The 16,288-nt window shown below is 66.5% G+C and carries 16 protein-coding genes; 10 read left to right on the forward strand and 6 right to left on the reverse strand.

All coding sequences use genetic code 11. The features are described from left to right. The first annotated feature begins 16 nt into the window (after positions 1–16). From G3A50_RS03635 to G3A50_RS03650, 4 genes are all read left to right on the forward strand, one after another. Positions 17–1,612: a rhodanese-like domain-containing protein gene (locus G3A50_RS03635; RefSeq protein WP_163073991.1), complete on the forward strand. Its 1,596-nt coding sequence runs from the start codon at positions 17–19 to the stop codon at positions 1,610–1,612. Between the two features lie 23 nt (positions 1,613–1,635). Next, positions 1,636–2,400 carry an SDR family NAD(P)-dependent oxidoreductase gene (locus tag G3A50_RS03640; protein WP_163073992.1) on the forward strand — a complete coding sequence of 255 codons (765 nt, stop codon included), beginning with the start codon at positions 1,636–1,638 and terminating at the stop codon, positions 2,398–2,400. Positions 2,401–2,577: 177 nt separating this feature from the next. Beyond that, complete coding sequence (epsC, locus tag G3A50_RS03645) at positions 2,578–3,450, forward strand: serine O-acetyltransferase EpsC (protein WP_210255273.1); 873 nt, start codon at positions 2,578–2,580, stop codon at positions 3,448–3,450. After that, a complete protein-coding gene (locus tag G3A50_RS03650) occupies positions 3,450–4,010 on the forward strand; it encodes a flavin reductase family protein (RefSeq protein ID WP_163073993.1) in 561 nt (186 codons plus the stop codon). Before epsC ends, G3A50_RS03650 begins: the two co-directional genes overlap by 1 nt. Here the strand turns inward: G3A50_RS03650 and G3A50_RS03655 are convergent. From G3A50_RS03655 to G3A50_RS03680, 6 genes are all read right to left on the reverse strand, one after another. Continuing rightward, on the reverse strand, positions 3,998–5,188 hold the full coding sequence (locus G3A50_RS03655; protein ID WP_163073994.1) for a YeeE/YedE family protein: 1,191 nt from the start codon (positions 5,186–5,188) through the stop codon (positions 3,998–4,000). The two genes, G3A50_RS03650 and G3A50_RS03655, sit on opposite strands and share 13 nt — an antisense overlap. A 78-nt stretch (positions 5,189–5,266) precedes the next feature. Further along, complete coding sequence (locus G3A50_RS03660; protein WP_163073995.1) at positions 5,267–6,199, reverse strand: sulfurtransferase; 933 nt, start codon at positions 6,197–6,199, stop codon at positions 5,267–5,269. A gap of 165 nt (positions 6,200–6,364) precedes the next feature. Next, positions 6,365–7,315 (reverse strand): sulfonate ABC transporter substrate-binding protein, encoded by a 951-nt coding sequence (locus G3A50_RS03665; RefSeq protein WP_163073996.1) that lies wholly within the window; start codon positions 7,313–7,315, stop codon positions 6,365–6,367. A 54-nt stretch (positions 7,316–7,369) separates the two neighbouring features. Next, the gene (locus G3A50_RS03670; protein WP_163073997.1) at positions 7,370–8,149 is read right to left on the reverse strand and encodes an ATP-binding cassette domain-containing protein; all 780 of its coding nucleotides are present in this window, start codon (positions 8,147–8,149) and stop codon (positions 7,370–7,372) included. A gap of 3 nt (positions 8,150–8,152) precedes the next feature. After that, the gene (ssuC, locus tag G3A50_RS03675) at positions 8,153–9,001 is read right to left on the reverse strand and encodes an aliphatic sulfonate ABC transporter permease SsuC (protein ID WP_246252096.1); all 849 of its coding nucleotides are present in this window, start codon (positions 8,999–9,001) and stop codon (positions 8,153–8,155) included. 1 nt (position 9,002) lies between these two features. Further along, complete coding sequence (locus tag G3A50_RS03680; RefSeq protein ID WP_163073998.1) at positions 9,003–9,614, reverse strand: NAD(P)H-dependent oxidoreductase; 612 nt, start codon at positions 9,612–9,614, stop codon at positions 9,003–9,005. 134 nt (positions 9,615–9,748) lie between these two features. Between G3A50_RS03680 and G3A50_RS03685 the strand changes: the two genes are divergently transcribed. From G3A50_RS03685 to tauA, 6 genes are all read left to right on the forward strand, one after another. Then, a complete protein-coding gene (locus G3A50_RS03685; protein ID WP_163073999.1) occupies positions 9,749–10,729 on the forward strand; it encodes an aliphatic sulfonate ABC transporter substrate-binding protein in 981 nt (326 codons plus the stop codon). Between the two features lies 1 nt (position 10,730). Then, on the forward strand, positions 10,731–11,594 hold the full coding sequence (locus tag G3A50_RS03690) for an ABC transporter permease (protein ID WP_163074000.1): 864 nt from the start codon (positions 10,731–10,733) through the stop codon (positions 11,592–11,594). Between the two features lie 3 nt (positions 11,595–11,597). Next, positions 11,598–12,356: an ABC transporter ATP-binding protein gene (locus G3A50_RS03695; protein WP_163074001.1), complete on the forward strand. Its 759-nt coding sequence runs from the start codon at positions 11,598–11,600 to the stop codon at positions 12,354–12,356. A gap of 8 nt (positions 12,357–12,364) precedes the next feature. Beyond that, the gene (gene ssuD / locus G3A50_RS03700) at positions 12,365–13,543 is read left to right on the forward strand and encodes an FMNH2-dependent alkanesulfonate monooxygenase (RefSeq protein ID WP_163074002.1); all 1,179 of its coding nucleotides are present in this window, start codon (positions 12,365–12,367) and stop codon (positions 13,541–13,543) included. Then, the gene (locus tag G3A50_RS03705; RefSeq protein WP_163074003.1) at positions 13,540–14,967 is read left to right on the forward strand and encodes an FAD/NAD(P)-binding protein; all 1,428 of its coding nucleotides are present in this window, start codon (positions 13,540–13,542) and stop codon (positions 14,965–14,967) included. The genes ssuD and G3A50_RS03705 overlap by 4 nt, the downstream gene beginning before the upstream one ends. A gap of 263 nt (positions 14,968–15,230) precedes the next feature. Further along, positions 15,231–16,250 carry a taurine ABC transporter substrate-binding protein gene (gene tauA, locus G3A50_RS03710; protein ID WP_163074004.1) on the forward strand — a complete coding sequence of 340 codons (1,020 nt, stop codon included), beginning with the start codon at positions 15,231–15,233 and terminating at the stop codon, positions 16,248–16,250. Positions 16,251–16,288: the final 38 nt, after the last annotated feature.

Raw genomic sequence — 16,288 nt, forward strand, 5'->3', positions numbered from 1 at the left:
ACAGGTCAAGAATACGATGAGCGCCCATTTCCCCCGCATCGACGCGGCCACCCTCCACGCCACGCTTCTGGGCGACACCGAGATCGCCCTGCTCGACGTACGCGAGGAAGGCGTGTTCGCTAGCGCGCACATCCTCACCGCCTCGAACGCGCCTCTCTCCCGCTTCGAGCGCCTCGTGCCCGCGCTGGTGCCGCGCGCCGCCACCGCGATCGTTTTGGTCGATGATGACGAGACCCTCGCGGCCCGTGCTGCCGAGATCCTGAGCAAGCATGGCTACGAGGACGTGTCGATCCTGCACGGCGGCGTGCCAGCATGGAAGAGCGCCGGCTTCGAGCTGTTCGCCGGCGTCTATGTGCCGAGCAAGGCCTTCGCCGAGTTCGTCGAGGTGGAGTACGCGACCCCGCATATCGACGCGCACGAACTGCAGGCCCGCCGCGCCGCCGGCGAGGACATCGTGCTGCTCGATAGCCGGCCTTATGACGAGTACAACTGGATCACCATTCCCGGCGCCATCGATTGCCCCGGCGCCGAGCTGGTGCTGCGTGCCCGCGAGGTCATTCCCTCCGACGAGACGCTGGTGGTGGTGAATTGCGGCGGGCGCACCCGCTCGATCATCGGCGCGCAGATATTGATCGATGCCAGCCTGCCCAACCGCGTGGTGTCACTCAAGGACGGCACACAGGGCTGGCATCTGGCGGGCCTGGACGTCGCGCGCGGCCAGGACCAGATCGCGCCAAAGCCCTCTCCCAAGACCCATGACTGGGCACGCAAGGCCGCCGAGGCCCTGGCCACGCGCCTCAACGTGCCGACCATCGGCGCGGCGACGCTGGCCCGCTTCGAGACTGAGCGCGACGACACCACGCTCTACCGCTTCGACGTGCGCGGCACCGACGAGTACCGTCATGGCCATCGCCCGGGCTTCCTCTCGGCGCCCGGCGGGCAGTTGGTGCAGGCCACCGACACCTATATCGCCGTGCGCGCCGCGCGCATTGTGCTGGCCGACAGCGATGGCGTGCGGGCCCGCACTACGGCGGCGTGGCTCGCACGGCTCGGCTTCCCCAATGTCTATGTGCTCGACGAGAACGCCCCGGCGGGCCGCGTCGAGACTGGCGCCGCACCGGAGATCGTTCTCGGCCTTGATGGAGCCAGCGCCGAGACCGTCACCGCCGCCGAACTTTCCGCGCTTCTGGCGCAGGGCGACATCATTGTGGTGGACCTCGCCACCAGCCGGCAGTACCGCGCCGGCCACATTCCCGGCGCCTGGTTCGCCGTGCGCGGCCGGTTGGCGACGGATGCGTCGAAGCTCCCCGTCGCGCCGCTCTACGTCGTGACCTCGCCCGACGAGGTGATCGCACGCCTCGCGGTGGCCGAGCTGGCGCAGGCGACCGGTGCCGTTGTGAAGCTGCTGGCTGGTGGCACCGACGCCTGGAGCACGGCCGGCCTTCCGCTGGAGACCACGCCGGAGAACCTCGCCTCCCGGACCGATGACGTGCTGCTCAAATCCTTCGAGCGCCGCGAGGACCGTGAGGCGGCGATGCGGGAATATCTGCAGTGGGAACTCGACCTGGTCGAACAAGTGCGCCGCGACGGCACGCTGCAGTTCCGCCTCTGACATAAACGAGCATCGGTAGAGATATGAGTTCGCATCAGCAAAAGTCCCTTCACGGCAAGATCGCCCTCGTCACCGGCTCGGCCCGTCGCATCGGCCGCGAAAGCGCGCTGCTGCTGGCGTCAGAGGGTGCCCATGTCGTGGTCCACGCCAAGACGTCCAGGGACGAAATCGAGGCAGTGGCCGACGAGATCCGCGCGGTCGGGGGCAGCGCCAGCACGGCGCTCGCCGACATCACCGATGAGTCGCAGGCGCAGGGCCTCGTCGACGAAATCGTCGCGGCCCATGGCCGTCTGGATATCCTCGTCAACAACGCCGCCATCCGGCGCGAGACGCCGTTCGCCGAGATCAGCCTGGCCGCATGGCGCGAGATCAATTCGGTGATCGTCGAGGGCGCCTTCCTCGTCACCCGTGCCGCGATCCCGCACATGGTTCGCCACGGCTTCGGCCGCATCGTCACCATTGGCGGCGTCAGTGCGCATTCTGGCGTGTTCCACCGCGTCCATGTCGCTACCGCCAAGGCGGCACTGACCGGCTTCACCAAGGCGCTCGCGGTTGAGTTCGGCGAACATGGCATCACCGCTAACCTCGTTGTCCCGGGGCGCATCGGCGGCAACCGCTCGGCGACCTCGGGCGCCGGCGGCGCGTTTCCGGGCGGCGGTCATCTGCTGGTTGGGCACGAAGGCGAGCCGCGCAACGTCGCCGAGTTCGTGCGCATCCTCGCCCTGCCGGCCGGCAGCTTTACCAGCGGCCAGACCATCCATGTGAACGGCGGAATGTATCTGCCCTAGTCCTTTGATGTCGTCAGCCGACGGCCGGACCGTCGCGCAGGGGAGCTTGCTGTGGGTGATTTAGGGATCGACGGATGGGCGAGGTCTTCGACATCCCTTGGCGACCTCGCCGGGCTTCCAGCGACCTCGGCCAGAGACTCCGGGGAAGCCCTTAGCGCTGGCTGGAACCTTGATGAGATCGTCGCGGCGCTGCGGCAGTCGCGCGATGTCACCCACAATATCCGCCATCGCGGGCGCCTGCGCCCGCCGCCCTCCCGCGAGGCGATCACCGAGGCGCTGAAGGGCTTGGCTTCCGCGCTGTTTCCAGCGCATTACGGCCAATCCGGGCTGACCTCGGAGACGATCGATTACTTCGTCGGCGCCACGCTGAATACCGCGCTCACCACGCTCGCCGAGCAGGTAAAGCGGTCCTTGCCCTTCTCACTGCAGGAAGACCGCAGCGACGACGAACTGCGCCGTGAGGCACAGTCCATTACCCAGGCCTTTGCCCGCGAATTGCCGGGCATTCGCGGGTTGCTGGTGAGCGACATTCATGCCGCCTATCACGGCGACCCGGCCGCCACGGGCCACTCCGAGATACTTCTTGTCTACCCCGGCCTGACGGCCGTCATTCATTACCGCATATCCCATGCGCTGCAGCAGTTGGGCGCGACCTTCCTTGCACGGCTGATCACCGATATCGCCCACTCGCGGACCGGCATCGACATCCACCCTGGGGCGCAGATCGGCGGCAGCTTCTTCATCGATCACGGCACCGGGGTGGTCATCGGCGAGACCACGGTCATCGGCGAGCGAGTACGACTGTATCAGGCGGTGACGCTCGGCGCCCGCAGCTTCCCGTCCGATGCCCAAGGCGCGTTGATCAAGGGCAACCCGCGCCATCCCATCATCGAGGACGACGTCGTCATCTATGCCGGCGCCACCGTGCTCGGCCGCGTCACCATCGGGCGAGGCTCGAGCATCGGCGGCAATGTCTGGCTGACACATGACGTTCCGCCCGGTAGCGCCATCACCCAGGCCCATAGCCGAACCACAGGAAGGAATGAGTGATGACTCTTGCTTTCAGGCGGCCCGAATTGGCGGCCCCGCCGGTAGACGATTCCTGTCGCACCGCGCTCAAGCAAGTGGTTGGCGGTGTCGCCATTGCGACAACGGGCGTGGGTGACGAGTGCTGGGCCACGCTCGGGACCGTCTCCACCCTCCCCGGCGAGGTGCCGGCGCTGCTGGTTGCGGTTCGGGTTGATTCGTCGTTCCATCATGCGGTTCTCATGCAGCGCGTCTTCGGCATCAGCCTGCTGTCGGTGCGACATGCGGAACTTGCCAGCCGACTCGGGCGGATTGAGGAGGGCAATGTCCGGATCCCCTCCAACGACGAGCAGTGGACCCTGCTCGACGACAACGTCTCCATCCTGGTGGACGCCATGACGGCCTTCGACTGCGCGATGGAGAACGTCATCGAGCGCGACAGCCATGCGCTCCTGATCGGCCGCATCCGGGCTGCACGAACCAGCCCCCAGGGTGATCCGTTGCTGTCATGGCGCGGCGGCTATCGCTCGCTAGTCGGAGCGGGTGATGATTGGGCCCCGCTTATCGAGAGCTATCGGCTGTGAACCGTCATCAGCGCGCGACGGATAGGCAGACCGAGCAGCGTCCCGAGGAGGCAGGCGGCAAGAAACACCCATCCGGACATCGCACCGGCGTGAATGCCGGAGAGCAGCACGCCCACCGTGCATCCCAGCGCCGTCATGGCGCCCCACCCCATCAACGTCCCTCCGACAAGTCCGCTGAACACATCGCGTGCTGACGGCCAGCGCGGCGTGAACTGGCCTGCCGTGAGGGCTGCGGCGAAACTGGCGGCGACCAGTCCGCCGATGAAGAGCCCGTTCTCGGACAGCAGAGCCGCCTTGACCACCGTTGCACAGCCGCGAAAGCCGTCAAGGCCGTGAAGCGTCTCCGGCAATAGGTCGAACAGGCCGGCCCCGCTGCGCGCCAGGCTTCCGATCTCCGCCGTCACCCCGAGTGGACCAACCCGCAAATAGCTTGCAGCTGACAGCACACCGACGGCCGCACCGCCGATCGCCGCCGGCCAGCGCGCGATAAAGATGGCACGCGCCAGGCCGGTAAGGTCGATGCCAGAGGCCCGCGCTTCGATAACTCTGCCGGGCCGCGCGCGCCACACGGCCAACCCGCCCAGCAGCGCGAGGATACCGAATGTCGCCCCGAGCGTGCCGGCATAGCCGAGATAATGCGGCAGCCAGATCATCGGCGCCTCGGAGATCGCCGCCATGTAGAGCGGGTTCCAGGTGAGGAAGCCGAGCACGAACCCCGCCCCCGCCCCCAACAGGGCGAAGGGTGCGGTCGACGATCCCTCACCGAGCCGATAAAGATGCGCGGAGATGCACGAACCCGACAGCGCCATGCCGAAGCCGAACAGCAGGGCGGCGCCGGCAAGCACAAGGCTAACCGGACCGATATGGGCGTCGGGCGGCAGGCGCTCGGGCGACGGCACCGGCAGCCAGGCGCCGATCACTACCAGATAGCCAGCCGCACCGACCGCCAGCGCGACCAATATCGCCAGCACGCCCCGTGGATCGCCGTTGTCGACCAGATCACGCGTGTGACAGAAAAAGCAGAACCGCGAGCGCTGCAACACCACGCCGAACACCGCGCCAAGCGCCAGCGAAAGCCCTAGGGATCGCCCTTCGCCGTCGCCCGAAGACAGGTGCAGCACGCTCGCGACGATCGTCGCCGCGACGGCAAGGGAAATGAACACGGGGAGAATACGCATCAAGCCGCCGCATAAGAAACGGCGCGGCGGCACTAAGCCCCGCGCCGCAGCCTGGAGGGAAACGTCAAGCGAGATCGTCTACTTGCCCTGCCACACCGTGCCGGCGAGATTGACGACGGGCACGCCGACCGAATTGCCGTACTCGGTCCAGGAGCCGTCATAGTTGCGCACGTCGTAGCCGAGGATGCGCGACAGCGCGTACCAAGTGTGGCTGGAGCGCTCGCCGATGCGGCAATAGACGATGATCGGCTTGGAGCCGTCGACGCCGGCATCGGCATAAAGCTTCTTGAGCTCTTCCTTCGACCTAAACTTGCCGGTCTCGGCATCGACCGCCTTCGACCAGGGGACATTCTTCGCGCCCGGCACGTGGCCGGCACGGATCGACAGTTCCTTGGAGCCTTCCGGGGCGAACAGCTTGCCGGAGAACTCGTCACCGGACCGGATATCGACGATCACCGCGTCCTTCTTAGCCTCGACCACCTCCAGCACATTGGCGAGCCGCGCGCGCAACTCCGGCTTTGCTGGCGGCAACGTCAGGTCGGACTTGGCATAGGAGGGTGCCTTGGTATCGAGCGGCAGAGCCTGCTTTTCCCACAGCTTGCGCCCGCCATCGAGCAGCTTGACCTGGTCGCCGAGACCGTACTGGTTGAACACCCACGCACCCCAGGCGGCGAACCAGTTATTATTGTCGCCATAGAGGACGATCGTGGTGTCCTTGGTCACGCCGGCCTTTTCAAGCAGCTCCTCGAACTTGGCCGGGCTGACGATGTCGCGTTTCACGGGATCGACCAGATCGGTGTGCCAGCTGATGTTGACCGCGCCCGGCACATGGCCGCGCTCATAGACTCCGGGATCGACGCTTACCTCGAACACCCGGACTTTCGGGTTTTCCAAGTTCTTGGAGAGCCATTCGGCATCAACCAGCGGCCCCTGCTGAGCGCTGGCTGGGGAAACTATTGCCGTCAGCAGGACGCCAACGAGCAATCCGCCCGCAAGACGGAGGTTCGACATGGGATATTCCTCAGATTGCTTGATTCTGTTGGGAGCACGAAGCTCTGAGGCTGATCATTACGCAACGTAATATGACGGTCAATATATTTATATAAAAATAGTAGATTATCGTTGCCTACAGCGAGGCAGGGCCGACGCGGTGTGACGCCGGCCCGAGGCCTCACGTCAGGACGCGCCCTTCCTCACGGCATCGGCCACCACGATCTTCTTCGGCAGAAGCCCGAGCCCGAAGAAGGTATCGGCGACCAGCTGCTGGTCCGCGATGACCTTCGGCGTGAGCGCTGCAACGCCGAAGCTCTGCCGGCCGACAGCGACGCTCAGAATGGGCGCCGGGATGCCGGTGATCGGCGCCAGTTCGGCGACCGCCGCCGCCGGATCCTTCTGTATCCACGCATCCGTCTCGCCAATCGACGCGATCAGCGCATCGATCACCGCCGGGTTGGCGTCGGCAAACTTCCGCGAGCCGAGATAGAACTGGTAGTTCGGCACGATGCCCTCAGCCGTCGTCAGTACGCGGGCGCCGATCGCCAGCTCGGCCGAAGCCTGGAACGGGTCCCAGATCGCCCAGGCGTCAAGCGCGCCCTTCTCGAAAGCGGCGCGGGCATCGGCCGGCGGCAGGAATTTGGTCGTGATGTCGGTATAGGCGAGACCCGCCTTTTCCAGCGCCTTGACCAGCAGGAAATGGACGTTGGAGCCCTTGTTGAGGCCGACCGTCTTGCCCTTGAGCTCCGCCACCGACTTGATCGCGCTGTCCTTGGGCACAAGGATCGCCTCGCCCTTCGGCGCCGGCGGCTCGTTGGCGAGGTAGAGCAGATTGTCGCTCGCGGCCTGCGCGAAGATCGGCGGCGCTTCGCCGGTCTGTCCGATATCGATGGCGCCGGCGTTCAGCGCTTCCAGCATTTGCGGCCCGGCGGCAAACTCCGCCCACTTCACCTTGACGCCCAGTGGCTCCAGCTTCTTCTCCAGAATGCCGCGGCCCTTGAGCAGCACCAGCGTGCCGTATTTCTGGTAGCCGACGCGCACTTCGGTCTCGGCGGCGAAGCCTACGCGCGAGCCGAGGGCGAGGGCGAGACCGGCGGCCCCGGCAAGCGCGGTGCGGCGCGTGATCGACGTCATGATAAGTCGTCCTTCTTTGCAACGTTGAGATTGAAAGGAAAGGAGCCCGCCGCCCTATGAGCCCAGCAGTCGCTCCAGAATGAGGCCTTCGAGCCGCGCGCTGTCGGCGTTGCCGCGTCGGCGCGGACGTGGCAGCGGCACGTCGAGGTCCAGCGCGATGCGGCCGTCATCGATCAGGATGATGCGGTCGGCGAGCGCCACGGCTTCGGACACATCATGGGTCACCAGAACGGTGGTAAAGCCCTGCTCGCGCCAGATATGCTCGACGAGGCGCTGCATCTCGATGCGGGTGAGCGCATCAAGCGCGCCCAAGGGTTCGTCCAGCGCCAAAATCTGCGGGCCGCTGATCAACGCCCGCGCCAGCGCGACGCGCTGCTTCTGGCCGCCGGAAAGAACGGACGGCCACTCGCCGGCCCGATCGGCAAGCCCTACCTGCGCCAGCGCCGCAAGCGCGCGCTCATGGCGTTGCTCGCCCTTCACCTCAGGCGGCAAGCCGACTTCGACATTGGCCAGCACGCGCTGCCACGGCAGCAGGCGCGGCTCCTGGAACATGATGCGCGTCAGGCCTTCTAGCGGCTTGCCGTCCGAGGTGATCGACCCGCCGGATGGCTGGTCGAGCCCGGCGAGCAGCCGCAGAAGCGTGCTCTTGCCGCAGCCGCTCTTGCCGACAATGGCGATGAACTGCCCCGCCTCAATCTGCAGATCAATTCCGGCGAGCACGCGCTTCGCGCCGAAATCACGGCGGACCGCGTTGAAGCTCGCAGCAATGCCTCCGGCAACCGGTGGCTCGGCAGCGCGCTGTAGAACATTCAGAGGGCGAAGCGGGGCGTTCATCGCTCAACCCTCGGCTTTCTGAAATGAGGGGTGCCACTTCAGGCTCGCCCGTTCCAGCAACTGCGTCACGACGTCGGCCAATTTGCCAAGCAGCGCGTAAATCACGATTGCCAGCACAACGATGTCGACGAGCAGAAATTCACGCGCCTGCATTGCCATGTGGCCGAGCCCGGATTCCGCGGCAATGGTTTCGGCAACGATCAGCGTCAGCCACATAATCCCGAGCGCGAAGCGCAGCCCGACGAAGATCGAGGGCAGCGCACCCGGCAATACGACATCACAAAACAGGGTCCACCGCCTCATGCCGTAGGCACGCCCCATCTCGATCAGTTGTGGATCGACGCTGCGCACGCCGTGCAGCGTGTTGATGTAGATCGGGAAGAACACGCCGAGCGCGACAAGGAACAGCTTGGCTTCTTCCTCAATCCCGAACCACAGGATCACCAGTGGGATCAGCGCCAGATGAGGAATATTGCGGATCATCTGAAGCGTAGTGTCGCTATAGCGATGCGTGAGATCGGAGAGCCCATTGGCGATGCCGAGGACGAATCCGATGCTGCCACCCATCGCGAGGCCCGCCAGCGCGCGCGCCGTGCTCACCGCCATATGATGGATGAGTTCGCCCGACTTCAGTACCTGCCAGCCGGCGCTTGCCACGGCGGACGGCGCAGGCAGCACGTTGGGGGCGAGATAGCCGACGCGCGACAGGACTTCCCATACCACCAGCAGCAGCGCGGGCAGGAACCAGCCGGCGATCCGCGCTTCGAAACGGGCAAGCACAGCGGCGCCTGTCGTCCCCTTGCGGTTGGCCCTTGCCGTGCCGAAGCGGGCGCTGCGTTCCACAAGCGACATGTCAGGCCGCCTCTTCGATCGTCGCGTGAGGCTTCATGCGCCGCGCGGTCAGGGCGTGAACCGCCTCCTCGACGACGCGCGCAAAGCGCTCCTGCGCCGCGCCGGCGCTGACGATTCCATTGGCGAAATCGCTTTCGGTGAAGAATGCGCCGGTTCCGAGCGGCTGTGCCTGGAAGAAGGCGAAGAGCGGCCGGAGCTGATGCTCGATCACCAACGCATGGCGCTCGCTGCCGCCGGTGGCGAGTAGAGCGACCGGCAAACCGACAAGCCCGCGATAATCCAGGAAATCCACGAAATGCTTGAACAGGCCGGAATAGGAGCCCTTGTAGACCGGCGAGCCGACGACCAGGAAATCGGCTTCCTCAACCGCCCGCAACGCCGCCTCGATGGGCTCGCTGGCCGGGCGCGTCCGCAGCGCGCCAATCCCGTCCAGCCCGGCGATGTCGACGAGTTGCGTGGTGGTTGCGAGACCGGCCACGCTCGCCTGCGCGCTGATACGCCCGAGCGCCAGATCGACCAGCGACAGCGTGCGCGAGGGGAAAGACAGGCCGCCGCTCAGTCCCACGATCTTCAGCGGCTCGACGCTCAAACTACCGGCTTTCAACAGGGTCATGTCGCATCTCTCATCGGTTCGATAGGGCGGACAAATGCCTCGTCAGCAAAAATCAGATCCCCGCCACATAGGTCTTGCACAGTCAAAACTAATAATCTATCGATTTTATAGATATTGCAATCAGGGCCTCGGTTATGAACGTTTCCCTCACTCGGCGCGCTTTTACGGCCCTAGCAGCCGTCGCTGTCGCGACGAGCCTTGCGAGCCTGTCCTCCGTCGCTGCACCGCTGGCGGAGATCCGGGTCGACTGGGCGACTTACAGCCCGGTCTCGATCGTGCTGAAGGACAAGAAATTCCTCGAGGAGGAATTCGCCAAGGATGGCACCACCATACGCTGGGTGCAGTCGGCGGGCTCCAACAAGGCGCTGGAGTTCCTCAATGCCGGCTCGCTCGATTTCGGCTCGACGGCCGGGGCCGCGGCGCTTATCGGCCGCATCAACGGCAACCCCATCAAGTCGATTTATGTCTATTCGCGCCCGGAATGGACAGCGCTGGTGACCCGCAAGGACAGCGGCATCTCCAAGGTCAGCGATCTCAAGGGCAAGAGCGTTGCCGTCACGCGCGGCACCGATCCGCACATCTTTCTGATCCGCGCGCTAGCCGCCAATGGCCTGACCGACAAGGACGTGCGTTTCGTCCTGCTGCAGCACGCCGATGGCCGTCTCGCGCTGACGCGCGGCGATGTCGACGCCTGGGCGGGGCTCGATCCGCTCATGGCCTCAGCCGAACTGGATGATGGCGCCGTGCTGTTTTTCCGCGACCCTGCCGCGAATAGCTGGGGCGTACTCAACGTGCGCGAGGAGTTCGCGAAGGATAACCCCGAGATCGTCAAGCGCGTTCTCGCCACCTATGAGAAGGCGCGCAAATGGGCGGTCGAGAACCCTGCGGACCTCGCCGCCCTGCTGCAAGGCGCCACCAAGCTGCCCGCACCGGTCATCGCTCGTCAGCTTGAGCGCACCGATCTGACATTCGGCCCGATCGGCAACGAGCAGAAGCAGACCATCATCGCTTCCGGCAAGGCGCTGCAGGAAGCCGGCGTCATCGCCGCCAGCGTTGACCTTCCCGGCACCGTCGACGCGCTGATCGATTCCCGCCACCTGCCGCCGGGGCCCTGAGATGAGCGCCGCCGAGGGCATCGTCGAAACACCCAGCGCGCCGCAGAGGCGCCGCTGGCGCGTGAGACGCCCCGGGGAACAGCTCCTGGGCTGGCACCGGGTACTGCTCGGCCTCGCCCTGCCGGTTGGCGCGGCGCTCGCCTGGGAAATCGCCATTCGCACGGGTCTTAGCCAGGGACGGTTGTTGCCGGCGCCGACGACGATTCTGGCAACGCTCAATGATCTCGCCCGCAACGGCGATCTCGCCCTTCATATCCGCGCGACCCTCGCCCGCGTCGCCGCGGGTTTCGCGCTCGGCATCGCCGCCGGCACGTTGCTCGGCGTGCTGGCGGGGGCTTCCAGCCTTGCCCGCGCGCTGATCGACCCGACACTGCAGGGATTGCGCGCCATTCCCTCCATCGCCTGGGTGCCGCTGTTCATCCTCTGGCTCGGTATCTTCGAGGCGTCTAAGGTCAGCCTGATCGCGGTCGGCGTTGCCTTCCCGGTCTATCTCGGCACGCTCGGCGCCACCCTCTCGGTCGATCGCAAAATCATCGAGGTCGGCCGCAGCTTCCGCCTGACCCGGCTCCAGCTCGCCCGCCGCATCCTGCTGCCGGCGGTGCTGCCGCACTACATCGTGGCGCTGCGCTCCGGGCTCGGCCTCGGCTGGATGTTTGTCGTCGCTGCCGAGTTCATGGGCGCCTCGGAAGGCCTCGGCTATCTACTGGTCGATGGCCAGCAGCTCGGCAAGCCGGCGCAGATCGTCGCGGCCATCGCGGTCTTCGCCGTGCTCGGCAAGCTGACCGACGCGTCGCTGGTGGCCGCGAGCGCGCCGCTGCTGCGCTGGGAGGACACCGCGCAGCGTGCCGCGGCGGCGGAGGGCTGAGCCTTGCTGCGTATCGAGAATATCGGCAAGACCTACCCTTCCGGCGCCCAGGCGCTGGCCCATCTGACGCTGAACGTGCGGCCGGCCGAGATCCTCGCCGTGGTCGGCGGCTCGGGCTGCGGCAAGAGCACGCTGCTGCGCCTGATCGCCGGCCTCGACCGGCCGAGCACCGGCCGCATCGACCTCGATGGCGAGACCATTACCGCGCCACACCCGGCGATCGGCATCGTGTTCCAGGAGCCGCGCCTGCTCGCCTGGCTTAGCGTCGCGGAGAATATCGGCTTCGGCATCGCCCATGTGCCGCGCGCCGAGCGCGCCAAGCGCATCGAGGCGGCACTCCAGCGCATCGGCCTTGCCGGGCACGGCGACCGCTGGCCGCGCGAACTCTCCGGCGGCCAGGCGCAGCGTGTTGCGCTGGCCCGCGCGCTGGTCGCCCGGCCGCGTGTGCTGCTGCTGGACGAGCCGTTCTCCGCGCTCGACGCCTTCACCCGCGCCGATCTTCAGGACCACCTGCTCTCCTTGTGGGAAGACACCCGCCCGACGCTGGTTCTCGTCACCCACGACATCGACGAGGCCCTGTTGCTCGCGGATCGCATCGTCGTCATGCAGCCTCACCCCGGTCGCATCGGCGCGCTCCTCGATGTCACGCGGGAGCGTCCGCGCGAGCCCGGCGCGCCTGACGTCGAAACCCTCAAACGCCAGATACTGAACGTCCTCGGTCCCATCCGCCGCCAAGCGGCGGTGCCAGCCGCCGCAGAATAGGAAAACCCATGTCTCACCCTGGCTCCTCAAACGACGGACTGAATGTCCTGTGGTTCCTGCCCACCCATGGTGACGGGCGCTATCTCGGCACCGGGATTGGTGCGCGCGAGGTCGATATCGATTATCTGCGCCAGGTCGCGCAGGCGGCCGACCGGCTGGGCTATTACGGCGTGCTGATCCCGACAGGTAAGAGCTGCGAGGATAGCTGGCTTGTCGCCTCGGCCCTCGCCCCGGCCACCAAGCGGCTGCGCTACCTCGTGGCGGTGCGCCCGGGCCTTGCTTCGCCGACGCTTTATGCCCGCATGACCGCGACGCTCGACCGCATCTCGGACGGACGCCTGCTCATCAACATCGTCACCGGCGGCGACCCGGTGGAGAATGCCGGCGACGGCATCTTCCTCAATCATGACGAGCGCTACGCGGTCACCGACGAGTTTCTGCAGGTCTACCGCCGCCTGCTGGCCGGCGAGCACGTCACCTATTTCGGCAAGCACATCAAGGTCGAAGACGCCCATCTGCTGTTCCCGCCGCAACAAGCGAACGGCCCGGCGCTTTATTTCGGCGGCTCCTCGGAAGCGGCGAACAAGGTCGCGGCCGAGCATGTCGACAAGTACCTGACCTGGGGCGAACCCCCGGCGGCCGTAGAGGCGAAGATCAAGCAGGTGCGGGCGCTCGCCGAAGCCGAGGGCCGCAAGGTGAGCTTCGGCATTCGTCTGCACGTTATCGCTCGCGAGACCGACGCCAAGGCGTGGGACGCAGCGGAAGACCTCATTCGCCACCTCGACGATGACACCATCGCCGCGGCACAGAAAGTGTTCTCCCGTCTCGATTCGGTTGGCCAGGCGCGGATGAGCGCCCTGCACGGCGGTCGTCGGGACCAGCTTGAGGTCAGTCCCAATCTGTGGGCCGGCGTTGGACTGGTGCGCGGCGGTGCCGGCACGGCCCTCGTCGGTTCCGGCGAGACGGTCGCCCAGCGCATCCGGGAATATGCCGATCTCGGGATCGACAGCTTCATCTTCTCCGGCTACCCGCATCTGGAGGAAGCCTACCGCGTGGCCGAGCTGGTGCTGCCGCGCCTCAAGCTCAATCACTCTATCGCGCAGGCAAGCGGCAAGGTGAACACCGGCCCCTTCGGCGAGACCATCGCCAATGACTACCGTCCCCCGGTGCGCGCGGCACAGTCGTGAACGTGCCTCTGGAGGACAGGGAGGACAGGGTGATCGACACCCGCGTGGCCATTATCGGCGGCGGCTTCTCCGGTGCTGCCGTCGCATGGCACCTGCTTCAGCAGCAGCGGGAACTCGACCTCGTCATCCTCGAGCCGCGGGCGGAACTCGGCCGCGGCCTCGCCTACAGCGCCGCCGACCCGCAGCACCGCATCAACGTGCCGGCAACGCGCATGTCGCTGATCCCGGATACACCGGATCACTTCAACGACTGGCTGGAGACTTCCGGGGCGATCGACGGCGATCCCGCTGCCCGGCATGAGGGGCGCAGCTTTCCCTCCCGCGCGGTGTTCGGGCTGTATATGTCACAGACGCTGGCGGCCTTTACCCCGCGCCTCCACCATATCCGGGGGCGGGCAGAGGACATCGCCTCGGTTGGCGAGCGCTATCACATCGCGGCCACCGATGGCACGCTGATCCGGGCGGATATCGTGGTGCTGGCGGTGGCCCATGCCGCGCCTTCTGCCCCGACCTCCGTCGAAGCGGCGCTGGACGGCCATCCCCGCTATGTCAGCGATCCCTGGCAGTCCGGCGCCTTTGATGCCATCCGGCCAACCGACCGCGTGCTGATCATCGGCACCGGACTCACCATGGCGGACATCGTGGCGAGCCTCGAGGCACGCGGCCATACAGGCGAGATCCTCGCCATTTCCCGGCGCGGCCTGCGCTCGCGAGGCCACCCCGCCGCGCAGCACGATCCCGCCGGCGATTTCCTCACGCCGCCCATCCGCACCGCCGGCGATCTGGTGCGCCGTATCCGTGTCGCGGTGGCCGAAGCGGCGCACCAGGGCAAGAGCTGGCACTGCGTGCTCGACCAGGTGCGCCTCCAGGGTAGTGCGATCTGGCAGGGCCTGCCACTGACCGAGCGGGCCCGATTGCTGCGCCACCTGCGCCCGTTCTGGGACGTTCACCGCTTCCGCATCGCCCCGCAGATCGAGGACGCGCTCGACCGCCGGATCGCTGCCAGTACGCTCGCCGTTCGTGCCGCCTCGCTGAAGTCCGTCACGCGGGAGGGGGACGTCATCCGTGTCGGGCTCCACACACGGCGCGACGGCACTCTAATGCAGGCAAGCTTCGACGCGGTCATCATCGCCACCGGGCCTGCCCATGGCTCGGTCTTCGCCGCCAACCCGGCGCTTGCGTCGTTGGAGGCACACGGGCTCGCACGTCCGGATCCGCTGCGGCTTGGCATTGACGTCAACACTGAAGGCGAGGCTATCGATGCGCGCGGCAACGCGCAGCCCACGCTGCTGGTCGCCGGCCCGCTCGCGCGGGGCACGATCGGCGAGCTGATGGGATTGCCCGACGTGACCCATCATGCCATCCGCATCGCCGGGGCCGTCGATCGGGCTTTGGAAAGCCGAGAGTCGGAGCGGGCGGCGTAACGCCCGCCAAAGAAATCTACTAATTTAGTATATTTATTCTTGACCACTCTTGGCGCCTCTGCTCAGATACCTCACCGACGCTGGAGCACTGCCTCCGCAATGGCCGCCCGGCCGGCGTCGCGCAGGGGGGCGCATCATGACTTGGACCTGTCGACGCCACTGACCGCCCGCCGGAGCAGCCGGCTCTAGCCATCGCCACATCGCAATCGGCCGACACGCCGGCGCCGCATGAGCGCCGCGACGGCGCACTCATGGAAATTCCAATGTCCAGCATCTCCCGCCGCGGCGTTCTCGCCGCCACTGCCGCGCTTGGTCTCTTGATCGCCGGCCAAGCCTTCGGTTCCCCCGCCGGCGCCGCCGAGTTCACCATCGCCTATCAGACCGGCGCCGACCCGGCCAAGGTTGCCCAGGCCGCCGGCACCTATGAGGCCGCCACCAAGTCGACGATCAACTGGCGCAAGTTCGACTCCGGCGCCGACGTGATCGCCGCCATCGCCTCGGGCAGTGTGCAGATCGGCTATGTCGGCTCCTCGCCGCTCGCCGCCGGCGCCAGCCGTGAAGTCCCGATCGAGACGATTTACGTCGCCGCTCTGCTCGGTGATGCCGAGGCGCTCGTCGTGCGCAACGGCTCTGGCATCGAGAAGCCGACGGACTTCAAAGGCAAGAAGGTCGCCGTCCCCTTCGTCTCCACCACCCATTATTCGCTGCTGGCGGCGTTCAAGCATTGGGGAGTCGATCCCAAGAGCGTCGAAATCCTCAATCTGCGCCCGCCGGAGATCGCCGCTGCCTTCACCCGCGGCGACATCGACGCCGCCTATGTCTGGGACCCCGCGCTCGGCAAGGTCAAGGAAACCGGCAAGGTCTTTACCTCCTCCGCCGAAGTCGCCAAATGGGGCGCGCCGACCTTCGACGCCTGGATCGTGCGCAAGGACTTCGCCAAGGCGAACCCCGAGATCGTCGCCCAGTTCGTCAAGGTGACCGCCGATTCCTACGCCGATTTTGCCAAGAACGGCGCGACCTGGACGGCAGCCTCGCCGCAAGTCGCCGCCATCGCCAAGCTCACCGGTGCCAAGCCGGAGGAGATTCCCGAGCTGCTGAAGGGCAACAAATTCCCCCTCCTGGCCGACCAGCTTTCCGAGGCGCTGCTCGGCGGCGGCACGGTCGAGGCGGTCACCCAGACTGCCGCCTTCCTCAAGGAGCAGGGGCGCATCGACGCCGTGCTTAAGGATTACGGCCCCTATGTAAGCCGCGCCCCCGCCGAGCAGGCGGCCAAGCTAAACTGACGGACCTGATCGCGTTTCCCGAGCGTCGCGGAAGGTGA

This window comes from Ancylobacter pratisalsi (assembly GCF_010669125.1).
Taxonomy (GTDB): Bacteria; Pseudomonadota; Alphaproteobacteria; order Rhizobiales; family Xanthobacteraceae; genus Ancylobacter; species Ancylobacter pratisalsi.